The sequence below is a fragment of the Pseudomonas sp. LF020 genome, from assembly GCF_053456425.1.
The window spans coordinates 306,003-321,217 of record NZ_JBRFIX010000005.1; the positions used below are offsets into that span (position 1 = coordinate 306,003).

The 15,215-nt window shown below is 60.6% G+C and carries 16 protein-coding genes; 15 read left to right on the top strand and 1 reads right to left on the bottom strand.

Annotation, left to right across the window (positions count from 1 at the left end; all coding sequences use genetic code 11):
- The first annotated feature begins 88 nt into the window (after positions 1-88).
- The 8 genes from ccoN (ACU680_RS14425) to ccoP (ACU680_RS14460) all read left to right on the top strand — a co-directional run bounded on the left by ccoN (ACU680_RS14425) (position 89) and on the right by ccoP (ACU680_RS14460) (position 6,989).
- Complete coding sequence (ccoN, locus tag ACU680_RS14425; protein WP_103368400.1) at positions 89-1,513, top strand: cytochrome-c oxidase, cbb3-type subunit I; 1,425 nt, start codon at positions 89-91, stop codon at positions 1,511-1,513.
- A 10-nt stretch (positions 1,514-1,523) separates the two neighbouring features.
- Positions 1,524-2,132, top strand: a complete 609-nt coding sequence (gene ccoO / locus ACU680_RS14430) for a cytochrome-c oxidase, cbb3-type subunit II (RefSeq protein ID WP_003223389.1) — start codon at positions 1,524-1,526, stop codon at positions 2,130-2,132.
- Positions 2,133-2,137: 5 nt separating this feature from the next.
- The gene (locus ACU680_RS14435; RefSeq protein ID WP_007969188.1) at positions 2,138-2,335 is read left to right on the top strand and encodes a cbb3-type cytochrome oxidase subunit 3; all 198 of its coding nucleotides are present in this window, start codon (positions 2,138-2,140) and stop codon (positions 2,333-2,335) included.
- Positions 2,332-3,285 (top strand): cytochrome-c oxidase, cbb3-type subunit III, encoded by a 954-nt coding sequence (gene ccoP / locus ACU680_RS14440; RefSeq protein WP_448179794.1) that lies wholly within the window; start codon positions 2,332-2,334, stop codon positions 3,283-3,285. The genes ACU680_RS14435 and ccoP (ACU680_RS14440) overlap by 4 nt, the downstream gene beginning before the upstream one ends.
- A gap of 481 nt (positions 3,286-3,766) precedes the next feature.
- Positions 3,767-5,209 (top strand): cytochrome-c oxidase, cbb3-type subunit I, encoded by a 1,443-nt coding sequence (gene ccoN, locus ACU680_RS14445; RefSeq protein ID WP_007969186.1) that lies wholly within the window; start codon positions 3,767-3,769, stop codon positions 5,207-5,209.
- The gene (gene ccoO, locus ACU680_RS14450; protein ID WP_024164411.1) at positions 5,209-5,817 is read left to right on the top strand and encodes a cytochrome-c oxidase, cbb3-type subunit II; all 609 of its coding nucleotides are present in this window, start codon (positions 5,209-5,211) and stop codon (positions 5,815-5,817) included. Before ccoN (ACU680_RS14445) ends, ccoO (ACU680_RS14450) begins: the two co-directional genes overlap by 1 nt.
- A gap of 6 nt (positions 5,818-5,823) precedes the next feature.
- Entirely contained in the window at positions 5,824-6,009 is a 186-nt protein-coding gene (locus tag ACU680_RS14455; protein WP_003175465.1) for a CcoQ/FixQ family Cbb3-type cytochrome c oxidase assembly chaperone, read from the top strand.
- On the top strand, positions 6,006-6,989 hold the full coding sequence (gene ccoP, locus ACU680_RS14460) for a cytochrome-c oxidase, cbb3-type subunit III (RefSeq protein ID WP_448179795.1): 984 nt from the start codon (positions 6,006-6,008) through the stop codon (positions 6,987-6,989). The genes ACU680_RS14455 and ccoP (ACU680_RS14460) overlap by 4 nt, the downstream gene beginning before the upstream one ends.
- A gap of 56 nt (positions 6,990-7,045) precedes the next feature.
- Here ccoP (ACU680_RS14460) and ACU680_RS14465 read toward each other — a convergent pair whose 3' ends face one another.
- Entirely contained in the window at positions 7,046-8,050 is a 1,005-nt protein-coding gene (locus ACU680_RS14465; RefSeq protein ID WP_367083985.1) for a metallophosphoesterase family protein, read from the bottom strand.
- 627 nt (positions 8,051-8,677) lie between these two features.
- Between ACU680_RS14465 and ACU680_RS14470 the strand changes: the two genes are divergently transcribed.
- The 7 genes from ACU680_RS14470 to ACU680_RS14500 all read left to right on the top strand — a co-directional run bounded on the left by ACU680_RS14470 (position 8,678) and on the right by ACU680_RS14500 (position 15,057).
- Positions 8,678-8,932 (top strand): type II toxin-antitoxin system Phd/YefM family antitoxin, encoded by a 255-nt coding sequence (locus ACU680_RS14470; RefSeq protein WP_047599120.1) that lies wholly within the window; start codon positions 8,678-8,680, stop codon positions 8,930-8,932.
- Positions 8,932-9,342, top strand: coding sequence for a type II toxin-antitoxin system VapC family toxin (locus ACU680_RS14475; RefSeq protein ID WP_367083984.1), 411 nt, complete (start codon positions 8,932-8,934; stop codon positions 9,340-9,342). The genes ACU680_RS14470 and ACU680_RS14475 overlap by 1 nt, the downstream gene beginning before the upstream one ends.
- 222 nt (positions 9,343-9,564) lie before the next feature.
- Positions 9,565-10,980, top strand: a complete 1,416-nt coding sequence (ccoG, locus tag ACU680_RS14480; RefSeq protein WP_448179796.1) for a cytochrome c oxidase accessory protein CcoG — start codon at positions 9,565-9,567, stop codon at positions 10,978-10,980.
- An 11-nt stretch (positions 10,981-10,991) separates the two neighbouring features.
- Positions 10,992-11,531 carry a FixH family protein gene (locus ACU680_RS14485; RefSeq protein ID WP_367083982.1) on the top strand — a complete coding sequence of 180 codons (540 nt, stop codon included), beginning with the start codon at positions 10,992-10,994 and terminating at the stop codon, positions 11,529-11,531.
- 164 nt (positions 11,532-11,695) lie between these two features.
- A complete protein-coding gene (locus tag ACU680_RS14490; RefSeq protein ID WP_448179797.1) occupies positions 11,696-14,146 on the top strand; it encodes a heavy metal translocating P-type ATPase in 2,451 nt (816 codons plus the stop codon).
- Positions 14,147-14,168: 22 nt separating this feature from the next.
- Positions 14,169-14,381 carry a cbb3-type cytochrome oxidase assembly protein CcoS gene (gene ccoS / locus ACU680_RS14495; RefSeq protein WP_007965536.1) on the top strand — a complete coding sequence of 71 codons (213 nt, stop codon included), beginning with the start codon at positions 14,169-14,171 and terminating at the stop codon, positions 14,379-14,381.
- On the top strand, positions 14,374-15,057 hold the full coding sequence (locus ACU680_RS14500) for a sulfite exporter TauE/SafE family protein (RefSeq protein ID WP_097087645.1): 684 nt from the start codon (positions 14,374-14,376) through the stop codon (positions 15,055-15,057). The genes ccoS and ACU680_RS14500 overlap by 8 nt, the downstream gene beginning before the upstream one ends.
- Positions 15,058-15,215 lie beyond the last annotated feature (158 nt).

The window sequence follows — 15,215 nt, forward strand, 5'->3', positions numbered from 1 at the left end:
TCGCTTTTAGTCTGCCTATAACTCCAGGCGAAGGATTCGCGGCGTTTTCTGCGCGCGCTCACTTCGGCTGAACCGTGGATGGGGAACCATGAACACTTCTATCAGTACCGCCTACAACTACAAGGTGGTCCGCCAATTCGCCATTATGACGGTGGTGTGGGGCATCGTCGGCATGGGGCTCGGGGTTTTTCTCGCGGCCCAATTGGTCTGGCCGGAACTCAACTTCAATTTGCCCTGGACCAGTTTCGGCCGTCTGCGCCCGCTGCACACCAACGCGGTGATCTTCGCCTTCGGTGGCTGCGCGCTGTTCGCCAGTTCGTTCTACTCCGTACAACGCACCTGCCAGACGCAATTGTTTGCGCCGAAAATCGCCGCGTTCTGCTTCTGGGGCTGGCAACTGGTGATCCTGCTGGCAGCGATCAGCCTGCCACTGGGTTACACCAGCTCCAAGGAATACGCCGAACTGGAATGGCCGATCGACATCCTGATCACCATCGTCTGGGTCGCCTACGCCATCGTGTTCTTCGGCACGATCATGCAGCGCAAGACCAAGCACATCTACGTCGGCAACTGGTTCTTCGGCGCGTTCATCATCACCGTGGCGATTCTGCACATCGTCAACAACCTTGAGTTGCCGGTGAGCCTGACCAAATCCTACTCGGTGTATGCCGGTGCAACCGACGCGATGGTGCAATGGTGGTACGGCCACAACGCCGTAGGCTTTTTCCTCACCGCCGGGTTCCTCGGGATGATGTACTACTTCGTGCCGAAACAGGCCGAACGTCCGGTGTATTCGTATCGCCTGTCGATCGTGCACTTCTGGGCGCTGATCACCCTGTACATCTGGGCCGGCCCGCATCACCTGCACTACACCGCACTGCCGGACTGGGCGCAGTCGCTGGGCATGGTGATGTCGCTGATTCTGCTGGCACCGAGTTGGGGCGGCATGATCAACGGCATGATGACCCTGTCGGGCGCCTGGCATAAGTTGCGCAGCGACCCGATCCTGCGCTTCCTCGTGGTCTCGCTGGCGTTTTACGGCATGTCGACCTTCGAAGGTCCGATGATGGCGATCAAGACGGTCAACGCCCTCTCCCACTACACCGACTGGACCATCGGTCACGTTCACGCCGGCGCGCTCGGCTGGGTGGCGATGATTTCCATCGGCGCGCTGTACCACATGATCCCGAAAGTCTTCGGCAAAGAGCAGATGCACAGCATCGGCCTGATCAACGCGCATTTCTGGCTCGCGACCATCGGCACCGTGCTCTACATCGCCTCGATGTGGGTCAACGGCATCGCCCAGGGCCTGATGTGGCGCGCAGTCAACGAGGACGGCACGCTGACCTACTCCTTCGTCGAAACCCTGGTGGCCAGCCACCCAGGCTTCATCGTGCGTCTGGTGGGTGGGGCGATCTTCCTCAGCGGCATGTTGCTGATGGCTTACAACACTTGGCGCACCGTGCGGGCCTCGCAGCCTGCTGACGTCGTTGCTGCCGCGCAGATGGCCTGAGGAGTCCGCCATGAAACACGAAACGATTGAAAAGAACGTCGGCCTGCTGATGCTGCTGATGGTGTTCGCCGTGAGCATCGGCGGCCTGACCCAGATCGTCCCGCTGTTCTTCCAGGACGTCACCAACAAACCGGTGGAAGGCATGAAGCCTTACACCGCGCTGCAACTGGAAGGCCGCGACATCTACATCCGCGAAGGCTGCGTCGGTTGCCACTCGCAGATGATCCGTCCGTTCCGCGCCGAAACCGAACGTTACGGGCACTACTCGGTGGCCGGCGAGAGCGTGTGGGATCACCCGTTCCTCTGGGGCTCGAAGCGTACCGGGCCGGACCTGGCACGGGTCGGCGCGCGTTACTCGGACGACTGGCACCGCGCGCACCTGTACAACCCGCGCAACGTGGTGCCTGAATCGAAAATGCCGGCCTACCCGTGGCTGGTGACGCAAGCGGTCGACAGCAGCCACACCGAAACCAAGCTCAAGACCATGCGCACCCTCGGCGTGCCGTACACCGACGATGACATCAGCGGCGCGGTCGCCAGCCTCAAGGGCAAGACCGAAATGGACGCCCTCGTCTCCTACCTGCAAGTGCTCGGCACTGCGATCAAGAGCAAGAGGTGAGCACGATGGTCATTGAAATGAGCTCAGGGCTGATTCGCGGCCTCGGCACCGTCGTGGTGTTCGTCGCCTTCGTCGGCCTGACGATCTGGGTGTTCAACCGCAAGCGCACCCCGGAATTCGCCGAAGCGCGCCTGCTGCCGTTTGCCGACGAGCCGCAACCCGACATTACCCAAGCACCTGAACCAAGGAGTACCCGGCCATGACCACCTTCTGGAGTACGTGGATCTGCGTACTGACCATCGGCAGCCTGATCGGCCTGACCTGGCTGCTGATCGGCACCCGCCGGGGCGAGACCAAGGGCAGCGTCGACCAGACCATGGGCCACAGCTTCGACGGCATCGAGGAGTACGACAACCCGCTGCCGCAGTGGTGGTTCATGCTGTTCGCCGGCACGCTGGTGTTTTCCGTGGGCTATCTGATCCTGTATCCGGGCCTGGGCAACTGGAAAGGCGTCCTGCCCGGCTACGAGGACGGCTGGACCGGCGTGCACGAATGGGAAAAGGAAATGAACAAGGCCGACGCCAAATTCGGGCCGATCTTCGCCAAATTCGCCGCCATGCCGGTGGAAGAAGTGGCGAAGGATCCGCAGGCGCTGAAAATGGGTGGCCGGCTGTTCGCCTCCAACTGCTCGGTGTGCCACGGCTCCGACGCCAAGGGCGCGTTCGGCTTCCCTAACCTGGCCGACAAGGACTGGCGCTGGGGCGGTGACGCCGAAACCATCAAGACCACCATCATGGGTGGGCGGATGGCGGCGATGCCGGCCTGGGGCGAAGTGCTCGGTGAAGCCGGGGTGAAGAACGTCGCGGCGTATGTGCGTCACGAACTGGCCGGCCTGCCACTGCCCGCCGACAGCAAGGCTGACCTGCAAGCCGGACAGCAAGCGTTCAGCACCACCTGCGTAGCCTGTCATGGGGCAACCGGCCACGGCACTGAAGCCATGGGTGCGCCGAATCTGACGCACCCGGCCGGATTTATTTATGGCACGAGTCTGACCCAGCTTGAGCAGACCATCCGCCACGGTCGTCAGGGCCACATGCCGGCGCAAAATGAGCTGTTGGGCAACGATAAAGTGCAATTGCTCGCCGCTTATGTGTACAGCCTGTCGCACGGATTGAATACAGAAAAACTTATTACTGAAGACAACAAGCAATAAGCATTGCGTACACTTCTGCCGCACCATTCTCGGTGCGGCAGCATCCCGCCCCTTTGCGACGCATTGTCGCACCCCGTCACACCCTCTCCTTTCGAATCCCCCGAATCGGGTCTACGCTTGCTCGATGCGGACTGGCCCGTGCCGGTTCCAGGTCGACCTTGAGCGATGTGTTCGACAAATCGCCTGACTGACAGGGCGCAAAGCCCGGTAGATACCGGCTGTCGCGCCAATGACCGTCCGTCACCCGATCACTGCGTTCGAACACACCTCGTTACAACTGACCTGAACCCCTCGCTTTTTTCGTCCGCTGCGACATTTTGTCCGAGGCCGATTTTGTCCTTACGCGGCGTATGGAAAGGCCGCAGAATCAGCGTTGGAAAGCATTGACCCAGGTCATGGCGCGTTGCAATGACCCCCTGCTCTCTGCATACTTGCGGCCGATTTTAATCCTAATAAAACACCCAAACCGTGGAACCTTAGAATGAGCACAGCAATCAGTCCGACTGCTTATAACTATAAGGTAGTCCGCCAGTTCGCCATCATGACGGTGGTCTGGGGGATCCTTGGCATGGGGCTCGGTGTCTTCATCGCCTCGCAACTGGTCTGGCCGGAATTGAACTTCGGTCTGCCGTGGACGAGCTTTGGACGCCTGCGCCCGTTGCACACAAACCTGGTGATTTTCGCCTTCGGTGGTTGTGCACTGTTTGCCACTTCCTACTATGTCGTGCAGCGAACCTGCCAGACGCGACTGATCTCCGACAGCCTCGCCGCCTTCACCTTCTGGGGCTGGCAGGCAGTCATCGTCGGCGCAATCATTACCTTGCCGCTGGGTTACACCACCACCAAGGAATACGCCGAACTGGAATGGCCGCTCGCCATTCTGCTGGCCATTGTCTGGGTCTCCTACGGGCTGGTGTTTTTCGGCACCATCACCAAGCGCAAGACCAAACACATCTACGTTGGTAACTGGTTCTACGGCGCGTTCATCGTCGTGACCGCGATGCTGCACATCGTCAACCACGCCTCCCTGCCGGTCAGCTTCTTCAAGTCTTACTCCGCCTATTCAGGCGCGACCGACGCGATGATCCAGTGGTGGTACGGCCACAACGCAGTGGGCTTCTTCCTGACCACCGGCTTCCTCGGGATGATGTACTACTTCGTGCCGAAACAGGCCGAACGTCCGATCTACTCCTATCGCCTGTCGATCGTGCACTTCTGGGCACTGATCACCCTGTACATCTGGGCCGGCCCGCACCACCTGCACTACACCGCACTGCCGGACTGGGCACAGTCGCTGGGCATGGCGATGTCGATCATCCTGCTGGCGCCAAGCTGGGGCGGCATGATCAACGGCATGATGACCCTCTCGGGCGCCTGGCATAAGCTGCGCACCGACCCGATCCTGCGCTTCCTCGTGGTGTCGCTGGCGTTCTACGGCATGTCGACCTTCGAAGGGCCGATGATGGCGATCAAGACCGTCAACTCGCTCTCGCACTACACCGACTGGACCATCGGCCACGTTCACGCCGGCGCGCTGGGCTGGGTGGCGATGATCTCGATCGGCGCGATCTACCACATGATCCCGAAACTGTTCGGTCGCGCGCAGATGCACAGCGTCGGCCTGATCAACGCACACTTCTGGCTCGCGACCATCGGCACCGTGCTGTACATCGCCTCGATGTGGGTCAACGGCATCACTCAGGGCCTGATGTGGCGTGCAATCAACGATGACGGCACCCTCACCTACTCGTTCGTCGAAGCGCTGCAGGCCAGCCACCCGGGCTACATCGTCCGTGCCCTGGGCGGTGCTTTCTTCGCCAGCGGCATGTTCCTGATGGCTTACAACGTCTGGCGCACCGTGCGCGCCTCGAACGCGGCGGAAGCCGAAGCCGCCGCCCAGATCGCTGTTGTTGGAGCTCACTGATGAAGCATGAAGCTGTCGAGAAGAATATTGGCCTGCTGGCCTTCTTCATGGTCATCGCCGTCAGCATTGGCGGCCTGACCCAGATCGTTCCGCTGTTTTTCCAGGACGTCACCAACAAGCCGGTCGAAGGCATGAAGCCGCGTTCGGCACTGGAACTGGAAGGCCGCGACGTCTATATCGCCAACGGTTGTGTCGGCTGCCACTCGCAGATGATCCGGCCGTTCCGCGCTGAAACCGAACGCTACGGCCACTACTCGGTCGCCGGTGAAAGCGTCTGGGATCACCCGTTCCTGTGGGGTTCCAAACGTACCGGCCCGGATCTGGCTCGCGTGGGCGGTCGTTACTCCGATGACTGGCAACGTGCGCACCTGTACAACCCGCGCAACGTGGTGCCTGAGTCGAAAATGCCGGCTTACCCGTTCCTCGTGGAAAACAAGCTCGACGGCAAAGACACGGCCAAGAAAATGGAAGTGTTGCGCACGCTCGGCGTCCCTTACACCGACGAAGACATCGCCGGTGCAAAAGATGCCGTGAAGGGCAAAACCGAAATGGACGCGCTGGTGGCCTACCTTCAGGGCCTGGGCACCATCATCAAAAGCAAACGGTGATTCTTTATGGATATCGGGATGATTCGCGGCCTGGGCACCGTTGTCGTGATGGTGGCCTTCATCGGTTTGGCGTTGTGGGTGTTCAGCCCCAAGCGCAAGTCGGAGTTTGAAGACGCAACCTTGCTGCCTTTTGCGGATGATCCCGAAGCCATCAAGCACGTCGAGCAAGCTTCTAGGAGTAACAAAGAATGACTACATTCTGGAGTCTGTACGTCACAGTCCTCAGTCTCGGTACGATCTTTTCCCTGACCTGGCTGCTGCTGTCGACCCGCAAGGGCCAGCGCAGTGAGCAGACGGAAGAGACGGTGGGCCACTCCTTCGACGGGATCGAGGAGTACGACAACCCGCTGCCGAAATGGTGGTTCATGCTGTTCGTGGGCACCATCGTGTTTGCCTTGGGTTATCTGGTGCTGTACCCGGGCCTGGGCAACTGGAAAGGCCTGTTGCCGGGTTACAACTACCTCGATAACGACAAGCAGACCGCGTTCGCCAACGGCCAGACTGGCTGGACCGGCGTGCACGAGTGGGAAAAGGAAATGGCTCGCTCGGACGCCAAATTCGGTCCGATCTTCGCCAAGTTCGCGGCGATGCCGATCGAAGACGTCGCCAAGGATCCGCAAGCGCTGAAGATGGGTGGCCGCCTGTTCGCCTCCAACTGCTCGGTGTGCCACGGTTCCGACGCCAAGGGCGCCTATGGTTTCCCGAACCTGACCGACGCCGACTGGCGCTGGGGCGGCGAGCCGGAAACCATCAAGACCACCATCATGGGCGGTCGTCACGCAGTGATGCCGGCCTGGGCCGAAGTCATCGGCGAACAAGGCGTAGCCGACGTCGCCGCCTTCGTGGTGACCCAGCTCGATGGCCGCAAACTGCCGGAAGGCACCAAGGCTGACCCGGCCAACGGCCAGAAACTGTTCGCCGCCAACTGCGTGGCCTGCCACGGTCCGGAAGGCAAAGGCACCCCGGCCATGGGCGCACCGAACCTGACCCACCCGGCCGCGCTCATCTACGGTTCGAGCTTCGCGCAACTGCAGCAGACCATCCGTTACGGCCGTCAGGGCCAGATGCCGGCGCAGGAACAACTGCAAGGCAACGACAAGGTGCACCTGCTGGCAGCGTACGTGTACAGCCTGTCCCACGGTGAAAAAGCGCCGGAGGCCGAGGCGCAGTAAGGTCAGGGCTTGATGTAATGAAGAATCCCCCGCCAGCGCTCTGGCGGGGGATTTTTTTATGGGTTACTGGCCCGGATCGACTTCACCGGCACGATGGCCACCGGCGTACGTTTGCGCCACTGATTGTCCTCGACCAGACTCACCTCCAATTGCTTGCGATCCTTGGAAAACGTGGCGGTCAGGTACGTCTGCTGAGAAGCTGAACCGCTGAGAAACATCGGCACGCTCCCCATATAGGTCTGGCTACCACCCTCGTCGTGGAAGTGGCCGGCGAACATCGCCGTCACCTGATACTTTTCAATCATTTCGCGAAAGCGCTTCTCTTGATCCCAACTGCCTTTCCACTCATAGGGCTTGTGCATGTTGATAATGATCGCGTAGCCCTGCGCTCGCGCTATTCGCAAATCATTTTCCAGCCAGTCCAGCGACGCCGTGATATCGAATGTGGTCGGATTCAACGCGTGAGAAATCTTCACCGCATAAGTGGGTTCATTGTTCAACTGCACCAGATGCACTTCACCAATATTCTTTGAATAAGCAAGACTACCCAGATAGTGTTTATTCACAAAACTGCCAGTGACTTCCAGATCAAATTCATCGACTTTACCGACATGATGATCACGGTAATCAACAATACTGCCCGCTGCGCAACTTTCACTGAAACAGTCATTCACGTTGTTCTGGTAGTCGTGATTGCCCAATCCGTAGAGCACGTGATCGCCAAAGTGTTTTTTCAGCATCGAACCGACATAGGAGCGCTGCCAGCCATGGCCGAACGCGGTCATGTCGCCGTTGATCATCAGGGGCACGGCGCCCTGCCCGCCCATCTCGCTGCGAAACTGGGCAATGCTCGCGAACTGGGTTTCCACCAGCCATTTCGCGCGCTTTTCGAAATCCGCGCTCGACTCATCCTCGCCACTGTCCGACTTTTCTGTCCACGGGTATTGCGGGTCTGATGCAAATACCATGTGCTGCGGCATACCTTCATTGGCACTGGCGAGAGAAGTCAGGGACATCAGACACAGACAAGCGAAAAGCTTTTTAACTTCCTTGATTTTCATAACACTCCATTATTCCGTTAAATTTCAAAACATGAACATGCAACCAACACGCTGCAGAACAGCCACTAAGCTATTCGAAAAAAACAGGAAAACAAAAGCCACTAATTAACTAATCATATTTCTGAAATATTAAAATCGCCTTCGAAATTAATACTTTGAGACACATGCCTGATGGACTCGATTCGCTATGCTCTGTAGGGTCGTCCACAGCCCGTTGACCCTCATCGGAGCCACTTCAAGGATGAAGCCGCTATGTTGAATGACAGCACAGACCCTCTGCCGGTTGATCAGAAACTCACAGACAACGATCAGGCAATCGATCCATCGAACCACCCCGTGGAATCGATTGCCGTGACACTGGGTAATCCGTTGCAACCCGACTCCAGAAGCACCACAAAGCCCCACAGAAATACCGGCAGTCTCGAGAGCCTGGGCGGCGGCAGACTTCCCTGAGTCTTGAAGCCACGCCTGAATCAACCCGAGCCGGCCTGCGCCTTGTGCGAGGCTGGCTCGACTAATGCCAGCCACGGACCGACCAACGGACGGCTGAGTCCTGTCTTCCTCGATTGCCGCCCCCAAAGCGAAGTAGTAACGTTGCTACATCTGTATTGCGAGAGGTCAACCATGATGGCAATCACCACCATCTCCAGCCGTGAATTCAATCAGGACACCAGCAGCGCCAAAAAGGCTGCCCGTCTGGGTCCAGTGATCATCACCGACCGTGGCAAGGCCTCTCATGTCCTGTTGAGCATTGAGGAATATCAGAAACTGAGCGGCGCAAACACGAGCATTGTCGATTTGTTGGTCATGCCGGAGGCTGCCGACATCGATTTCGAAACCGAGCGCGCAGTCATCATTCATCGTCCCGTGGATCTGTCCTGATGTACTTACTCGACACCAATGTGATTTCCGAACTTCGCAAGCCGCAAGCCGATGCCAATGTGGTCAGTTGGGCCAAAGGCGTCATCGCCCCGCGCCTGTACATTTCCGCTATTACTTTGAAAGAACTGGAAACCGGAGTACTGCGAATGGAACGGCGTGATCCTGCTCAAGGAAAGCTGTTGCGCAGTTGGCTGACGCGTCACGTCATTCCGGCATTCGAAGCCCGAATCCTGCCGGTCGATGCCGCGGTGGCACTGCGTTGTGCCAGCCTGCATGTACCCGACCAGGCCAATGAAAGCGATGCATTGATAGCTGCCACGGCCCTGGTGCATGGACTCACAGTGGTCACCCGCAATGTCGGTGATTTCCGCTCGAGCGGCGTCACCCTGATCAACCCGTGGGAACAATGAATTAGCCGCCCCCCCAAAACCGTCCATACTCAACAAGTCAATTGATCTGCATCAGGCTTTGCTGCATTCGCTACACCAATAATGCTTTTTCCCCAACGCGACCAAAGGTCGCACCCTTGAGTTAGAGCGACAGGCGTATCATTGCGCCACTGCGACACCCCTTTCTGACCGCGGTCGGCACGTATCGACCGAGGCATTTGTCCACTGCCGTGGGATGCAATGATGAGTAACCAGATTCCGGTACACGACGTCACACCACCGAGCAAAAACGCGAACAACAGCGTCGACCTTTACGCCTCTCGAGAAAAAATCTACACCCGTGCCTTCACCGGCCTGTTCCGCAATCTGCGGATGATCGGCGGCGCCGCGCTGTTTCTGTTGTATTTCGGTACGGTGTGGCTGAGCTGGGGCGGGCATCAGGCGGTGTGGTGGAACCTGCCGGAACGCAAGTTCTTCATCTTTGGTGCGACCTTCTGGCCGCAGGACTTCATTCTGCTGTCGGGGCTGCTGATCATTGCCGCGTTCGGCCTGTTCTTCATCACCGTTTACGCCGGCCGCGTCTGGTGCGGCTACACCTGTCCGCAAAGCGTGTGGACGTGGATTTTCATGTGGTGCGAGAAGGTCACCGAGGGCGACCGCAACCAGCGTATCAAGCTCGATAAAGCGCCGATGAGCGGCAACAAGTTCCTGCGCAAACTCGCCAAACATTCGCTGTGGCTATTGATCGGTTTCGTCACCGGCATGACCTTCGTCGGTTACTTCTCGCCAATCCGCGAACTGGTGTTCGAGTTCTTCACTGGCCAGGCCGATGGCTGGTCGTACTTCTGGGTCGGTTTCTTCACCCTCGCCACCTACGGCAACGCCGGCTGGCTGCGCGAGCAGGTGTGCATCTACATGTGCCCGTACGCACGTTTCCAGAGCGTGATGTTCGACAAAGACACTCTGATCGTTTCCTACGACCCGCGGCGCGGCGAAGCCCGCGGCCCGCGCAAGAAAGGCGTCGACTACAAGGCCATGGGTCTGGGCGATTGCATCGATTGCACCATGTGCGTTCAGGTGTGCCCGACCGGCATCGACATCCGTGACGGTCTGCAGATCGAGTGCATCGGTTGCGCGGCGTGCATCGACGCCTGTGACGCGATCATGGACAAGATGGACTACCCGCGCGGCCTCATCAGCTACACCACCGAACACAACCTGTCCGGCCAGAAAACCCATAAACTGCGACCACGCCTGATCGGCTATGCGGTGGTGCTGCTGGCGATGATCAGTCTGCTGGTGACGGCGTTCTTCATGCGCTCGCTGGTCGGCTTCGACGTCAGCAAGGACCGCGTGCTGTACCGCGAGAACGCCGAAGGCCGGATCGAAAACGTCTACAGCCTGAAGATCATGAACAAGGATCAGCGCGACCACACCTACGTGCTGGAAGCCGCCGGCCTGCCGGATCTGCGTTTGCAAGGCAAACGCGAGATCAAGGTCCCGGCCGGCGAAATCTTCAGCATGCCGGTGGAGTTGTCGAGCGCACCGGAACAATTGCCGTCGAGCACCAACGAGGTGAAATTCATCCTCAAGGACGCCGACGACGACAGTGTCCACGTTGAAGCCAAGAGCCGATTCATCGGCCCACAAACCCGTTGAGAGAACTGAACATGCCTGCAGCAAACGCCGCCAGTCCTTGGTACAAGCACCTTTGGCCATGGATCATCATCGGGATTCTGGCCTGTTCGGTGACCTTGACCCTGTCGATGGTGACCATCGCGGTGAACAACCCGGACAACCTGGTCAACGACAACTACTACGAGGCCGGCAAAGGCATCAATCGCTCGCTGGACCGTGAACTGCTGGCGCAGGATCTGAAGATGCGCGCCAACGTCCATCTGGATGAGCTCACTGGCGAAGTCGACCTGCGCCTGAGCGGTGCCAGCCAGCCGAAAACCCTGGAACTGAACCTGATCTCGCCGACCCAGCCGGAGAAGGATCGCAAGATCGTCCTGACCCGCAGCGAAACCGAGGCCGGTCGTTACATCGGCCAGTTGGGCGACAAGGTCGAAGGTCGGCGTTTTGTCGAATTGCTGGGCACGCAGGACGACCACGTGTGGCGCATGTTCGAAGAAGAACAGGTCAGCCACGACAAGGATCTGCTGCTCGGCGATGAACCGCTGCAGGGCGCCGAAGACCTGGATAAATAAAAAGCTGCGCTGTGGCGAGGGAGCTTGCTCCCGCTGGGGTGCGAAGCGCCCCTATAACCAGCTTCCCGGTTCATTCAGGCAGAATGAGTTCGCTGCCATACGACTGCTTCGCAGCCGAGCGGGAGCAAGCTCCCTCGCCACAATAGATTTGTACGGCATCACAAATGACCACCCCACTTCCCTGCTACCACTGCGCCCTGCCCGTCCCGCCGGGCAGTCGCTTCACCGCCGTCGTGCTCGGGGAGTCCCGCGAGTTCTGCTGCCCCGGCTGCCAGGCCGTGGCCGAAGCCATCGTTGCCGGTGGTCTGGAAAGTTATTACCAGCATCGCAGCGAAGCCTCGGCCAACCCCGAAGCCCTGCCGGTGCAATTGACCGATGAACTGGCGCTGTACGACCGCGCCGACGTGCAACAACCCTTCGTCCGTCACGAGGGCGAACTCGCCGAAACCACCCTGTTGATGGAAGGCATCAGTTGCGCCGCCTGCGGCTGGCTGATCGAGAAACATCTGCGCACTCTGCCGGCAGTGGCCGAGGCACGGTTGAACCTGTCCAACCATCGCCTGCATGTGCAATGGGCCGACGGGCAATTGCCGCTGAGCCAGATCCTCGCCGAACTACGGCACATTGGCTACGCCGCGCACCCGTATCAGGCCGACCGCGCCAGCGAACAACTGGCCAGCGAAAACCGTCTGGCCCTGCGCCAACTCGGCGTCGCCGGGCTGCTGTGGTTCCAGGCGATGATGGCGACCATGGCCACTTGGCCGGAATTCAATATCGACCTCAGCCCCGAGCTGCACACGATCCTGCGCTGGGTGGCGCTGTTCCTCACCACGCCAATCGTGTTCTACAGCTGCGCGCCGTTCTTCAAGGGCGCCATGCGCGACTTGCGCACCCGCCATCTGACCATGGACGTCTCGGTGTCACTGGCGATTGGCAGCGCCTACATCGCCGGGATCTGGACCTCGATCACCGGGGTCGGCGAGCTGTATTTCGATGCGGTCGGGATGTTCGCGCTGTTCCTGCTCGCCGGCCGCTATCTGGAACGCCGGGCCCGCGAGCGCACCGCCGCTGCCACCGCGCAGCTTGTGAACCTGTTGCCAGCCTCGTGCCTGCGCCTCGACGCCGACGGCCAGAGCGAACGCATTCTGCTCAGCGAATTGCGCCTGGGTGACCGGGTGCTGGTGCAACCGGGTTCGATCCTGCCGGCGGACGGCAAGATCCTCGATGGCCAGTCGAGCATCGACGAATCGCTGCTGACCGGCGAATACCTGCCGCAACCGCGCACGCTCGGCGATGCGGTCACCGCTGGCACGCTGAATGTCGAGGGCGCGCTCACCGTCGAGGTACTGGCGCTGGGTCAGGACACGCGCCTGTCGGCCATCGTCCGCCTGCTTGATCGCGCCCAGGCCGAAAAACCGCGACTGGCGGAAATCGCCGACCGCGCCGCGCAGTGGTTCTTGCTGTTGTCGCTAATTGCGGCGGCGGCCATCGGCCTGTTGTGGTGGCAGCTGGATGCGTCGCGGGCATTCTGGATCGTGCTGGCGATGCTGGTGGCGACCTGCCCTTGCGCGCTGTCGCTGGCAACCCCGACGGCGCTGACTGCCTCCACCGGCACCCTGCACAAACTCGGCCTGTTGCTGACGCGCGGCCATGTGCTGGAAGGCCTGAACCAGATCGACACGGTAATCTTCGACAAGACCGGCACCCTCACCGAGGGGCGGCTGGTTTTGCGTTCGATTCGCCCGCTGGGTGCGCTCAACAGCGATCAATGCCTGAGCCTCGCCGCCGCTCTGGAAAACCGTTCGGAACATCCGATTGCCCGCGCCTTCGGTCGTGCGCCACTGGCGGCTGAAGAGGTGCACAGCACGCCGGGACTCGGCCTCGAAGGGCTGGTGGGCGCGCAGCGGTTGCGCATTGGTCAGGCGGAGTTTGTCTGCGCCCTCAGCGGTGCGCCGTTGCCGGCGATGCCGGATGAACCGGGTCAGTGGCTGCTGCTGGCGGATGATCAAGGGCCGTTGGCCTGGTTCGTCCTCGACGACCGTCTGCGCGACGACGCGCCCGCCCTGCTCGCCGCCTGCAAGGCCCGTGGCTGGCGCACCCTGCTGCTGTCCGGCGACAGCTCGCCGATGGTCGCCAGCGTCGCCGCCGAACTGGGCATCGACGAGGCCCGCGGCGGTCTGCGCCCGGACGACAAACTGCAAGTGCTGCAACAGCTGCACGCACAAGGGCGCAAAGTGCTGATGCTCGGCGATGGGGTGAACGACGTACCGGTGCTGGCTGCTGCCGACATCAGCGTGGCCATGGGTTCGGCCACTGATCTGGCGAAAACCAGTGCCGACGCGGTGCTGCTGTCCAACCGCCTCGACGCGCTGGTGCAGGCCTTCACACTGGCGCGGCGCACCCGTCGGGTAATCATCGAGAACCTGCTGTGGGCGGCGCTGTACAATGGCCTCATGTTGCCGTTCGCCGCCCTCGGCTGGATCACCCCGGTGTGGGCTGCGGTCGGCATGTCGATCAGTTCGTTGACCGTGGTGCTCAACGCCCTGCGCCTGACTCGCCTGCCGAGTGCGCCGGTCGCCAGCACCCGCTCAGAAACCCGCCCGTTGCCGGCTTGAGCCGCACGGGCCTGGAGTACCGATGCCAGCTCTTTACGTGATGATCCCGGCCGCCCTGCTGATCGTGGCCATCGCCGTATACATCTTCTTCTGGGCGGTGGACAGCGGGCAGTACGACGACCTCGACGGCCCGGCCCACAGCATCCTGTTCGATGATCAGGACCCGAACCACACCGCCGCCGTGGACGAAGCCAAAGCCGACAAACCGCAGGACAAGGCGCCACCCCATGCTTGAGCTGGCGCCGCTTTTGGTTTCCGCGCTGATCCTCGGGCTGCTCGGGGGCGGGCATTGCCTGGGCATGTGCGGCGGCCTGATGGGCGCGCTGACCCTGGCGATTCCCAAGGAGCAGCGCAGCCGACGCTTTCGTCTGCTGCTGGCGTACAACCTCGGACGGATCCTCAGTTACGCGACCGCTGGTTTGCTGATCGGCCTCGCCGGCTGGGCGGTAGCGAACAGCCCGGCGGCTATGGTCATGCGCATCCTCGCCGGATTGCTGCTGATCGCCATGGGCCTGTATCTGGCCGGCTGGTGGAGCGGCCTGACCCGCATCGAAAGCCTGGGTCGTGGTTTGTGGCGTTACATTCAGCCGGTGGCCAACCGGTTGCTGCCGGTGTCGACACTGCCCCGTGCATTATTGCTCGGGGCGCTGTGGGGCTGGCTGCCGTGCGGACTGGTTTACAGCACGCTGCTGTGGTCGGCGAGCCAGGGCAATGCGCTGGACAGTGCGTTGTTGATGCTGGCATTCGGGCTGGGCACATGGCCGGTGCTGCTGGCGACCGGGCTGGCGGCCGAGCGGGTGACGGCGTTGCTGCGTAAACGCAGCGTGCGCATGGCTGGGGGGTTGTTGGTGATTGTGTTCGGGATCTGGACGCTTCCTGGCCCTCACCAACATTGGTTGATGGGTCACTAAAACTGTGGCGAGGGAGCTTGCTCCCGCTGGGGTGCGAAGCGCCCCCTCCCGATTTGACAGCAAAACCAGGGGCCTGCTGCGCAGTCCAGCGGGAGCAAGCTCCCTCGCCACAAAAACAATCACTACCAATCCGCCGTTGATGCAAATCAACAGCCCCG

Coding starts and splice junctions, on each gene's coding strand:
- ccoO (WP_003223389.1), top strand. CDS start 1,524: ATGAAACACGAAACGATTGAAAAGAACGTCGGCCTGCTGATGCTGCTG.
- ccoS (WP_007965536.1), top strand. CDS start 14,169: ATGCCAGCTCTTTACGTGATGATCCCGGCCGCCCTGCTGATCGTGGCC.
- ccoG (WP_448179796.1), top strand. CDS start 9,565: ATGAGTAACCAGATTCCGGTACACGACGTCACACCACCGAGCAAAAAC.
- ACU680_RS14475 (WP_367083984.1), top strand. CDS start 8,932: ATGTACTTACTCGACACCAATGTGATTTCCGAACTTCGCAAGCCGCAA.
- ACU680_RS14435 (WP_007969188.1), top strand. CDS start 2,138: ATGGTCATTGAAATGAGCTCAGGGCTGATTCGCGGCCTCGGCACCGTC.
- ACU680_RS14470 (WP_047599120.1), top strand. CDS start 8,678: ATGGCAATCACCACCATCTCCAGCCGTGAATTCAATCAGGACACCAGC.
- ACU680_RS14465 (WP_367083985.1), bottom strand. CDS start 8,050: ATGAAAATCAAGGAAGTTAAAAAGCTTTTCGCTTGTCTGTGTCTGATG.
- ccoO (WP_024164411.1), top strand. CDS start 5,209: ATGAAGCATGAAGCTGTCGAGAAGAATATTGGCCTGCTGGCCTTCTTC.
- ACU680_RS14500 (WP_097087645.1), top strand. CDS start 14,374: ATGCTTGAGCTGGCGCCGCTTTTGGTTTCCGCGCTGATCCTCGGGCTG.
- ccoN (WP_103368400.1), top strand. CDS start 89: ATGAACACTTCTATCAGTACCGCCTACAACTACAAGGTGGTCCGCCAA.
- ACU680_RS14455 (WP_003175465.1), top strand. CDS start 5,824: ATGGATATCGGGATGATTCGCGGCCTGGGCACCGTTGTCGTGATGGTG.
- ACU680_RS14490 (WP_448179797.1), top strand. CDS start 11,696: ATGACCACCCCACTTCCCTGCTACCACTGCGCCCTGCCCGTCCCGCCG.
- ccoP (WP_448179795.1), top strand. CDS start 6,006: ATGACTACATTCTGGAGTCTGTACGTCACAGTCCTCAGTCTCGGTACG.
- ccoP (WP_448179794.1), top strand. CDS start 2,332: ATGACCACCTTCTGGAGTACGTGGATCTGCGTACTGACCATCGGCAGC.
- ACU680_RS14485 (WP_367083982.1), top strand. CDS start 10,992: ATGCCTGCAGCAAACGCCGCCAGTCCTTGGTACAAGCACCTTTGGCCA.
- ccoN (WP_007969186.1), top strand. CDS start 3,767: ATGAGCACAGCAATCAGTCCGACTGCTTATAACTATAAGGTAGTCCGC.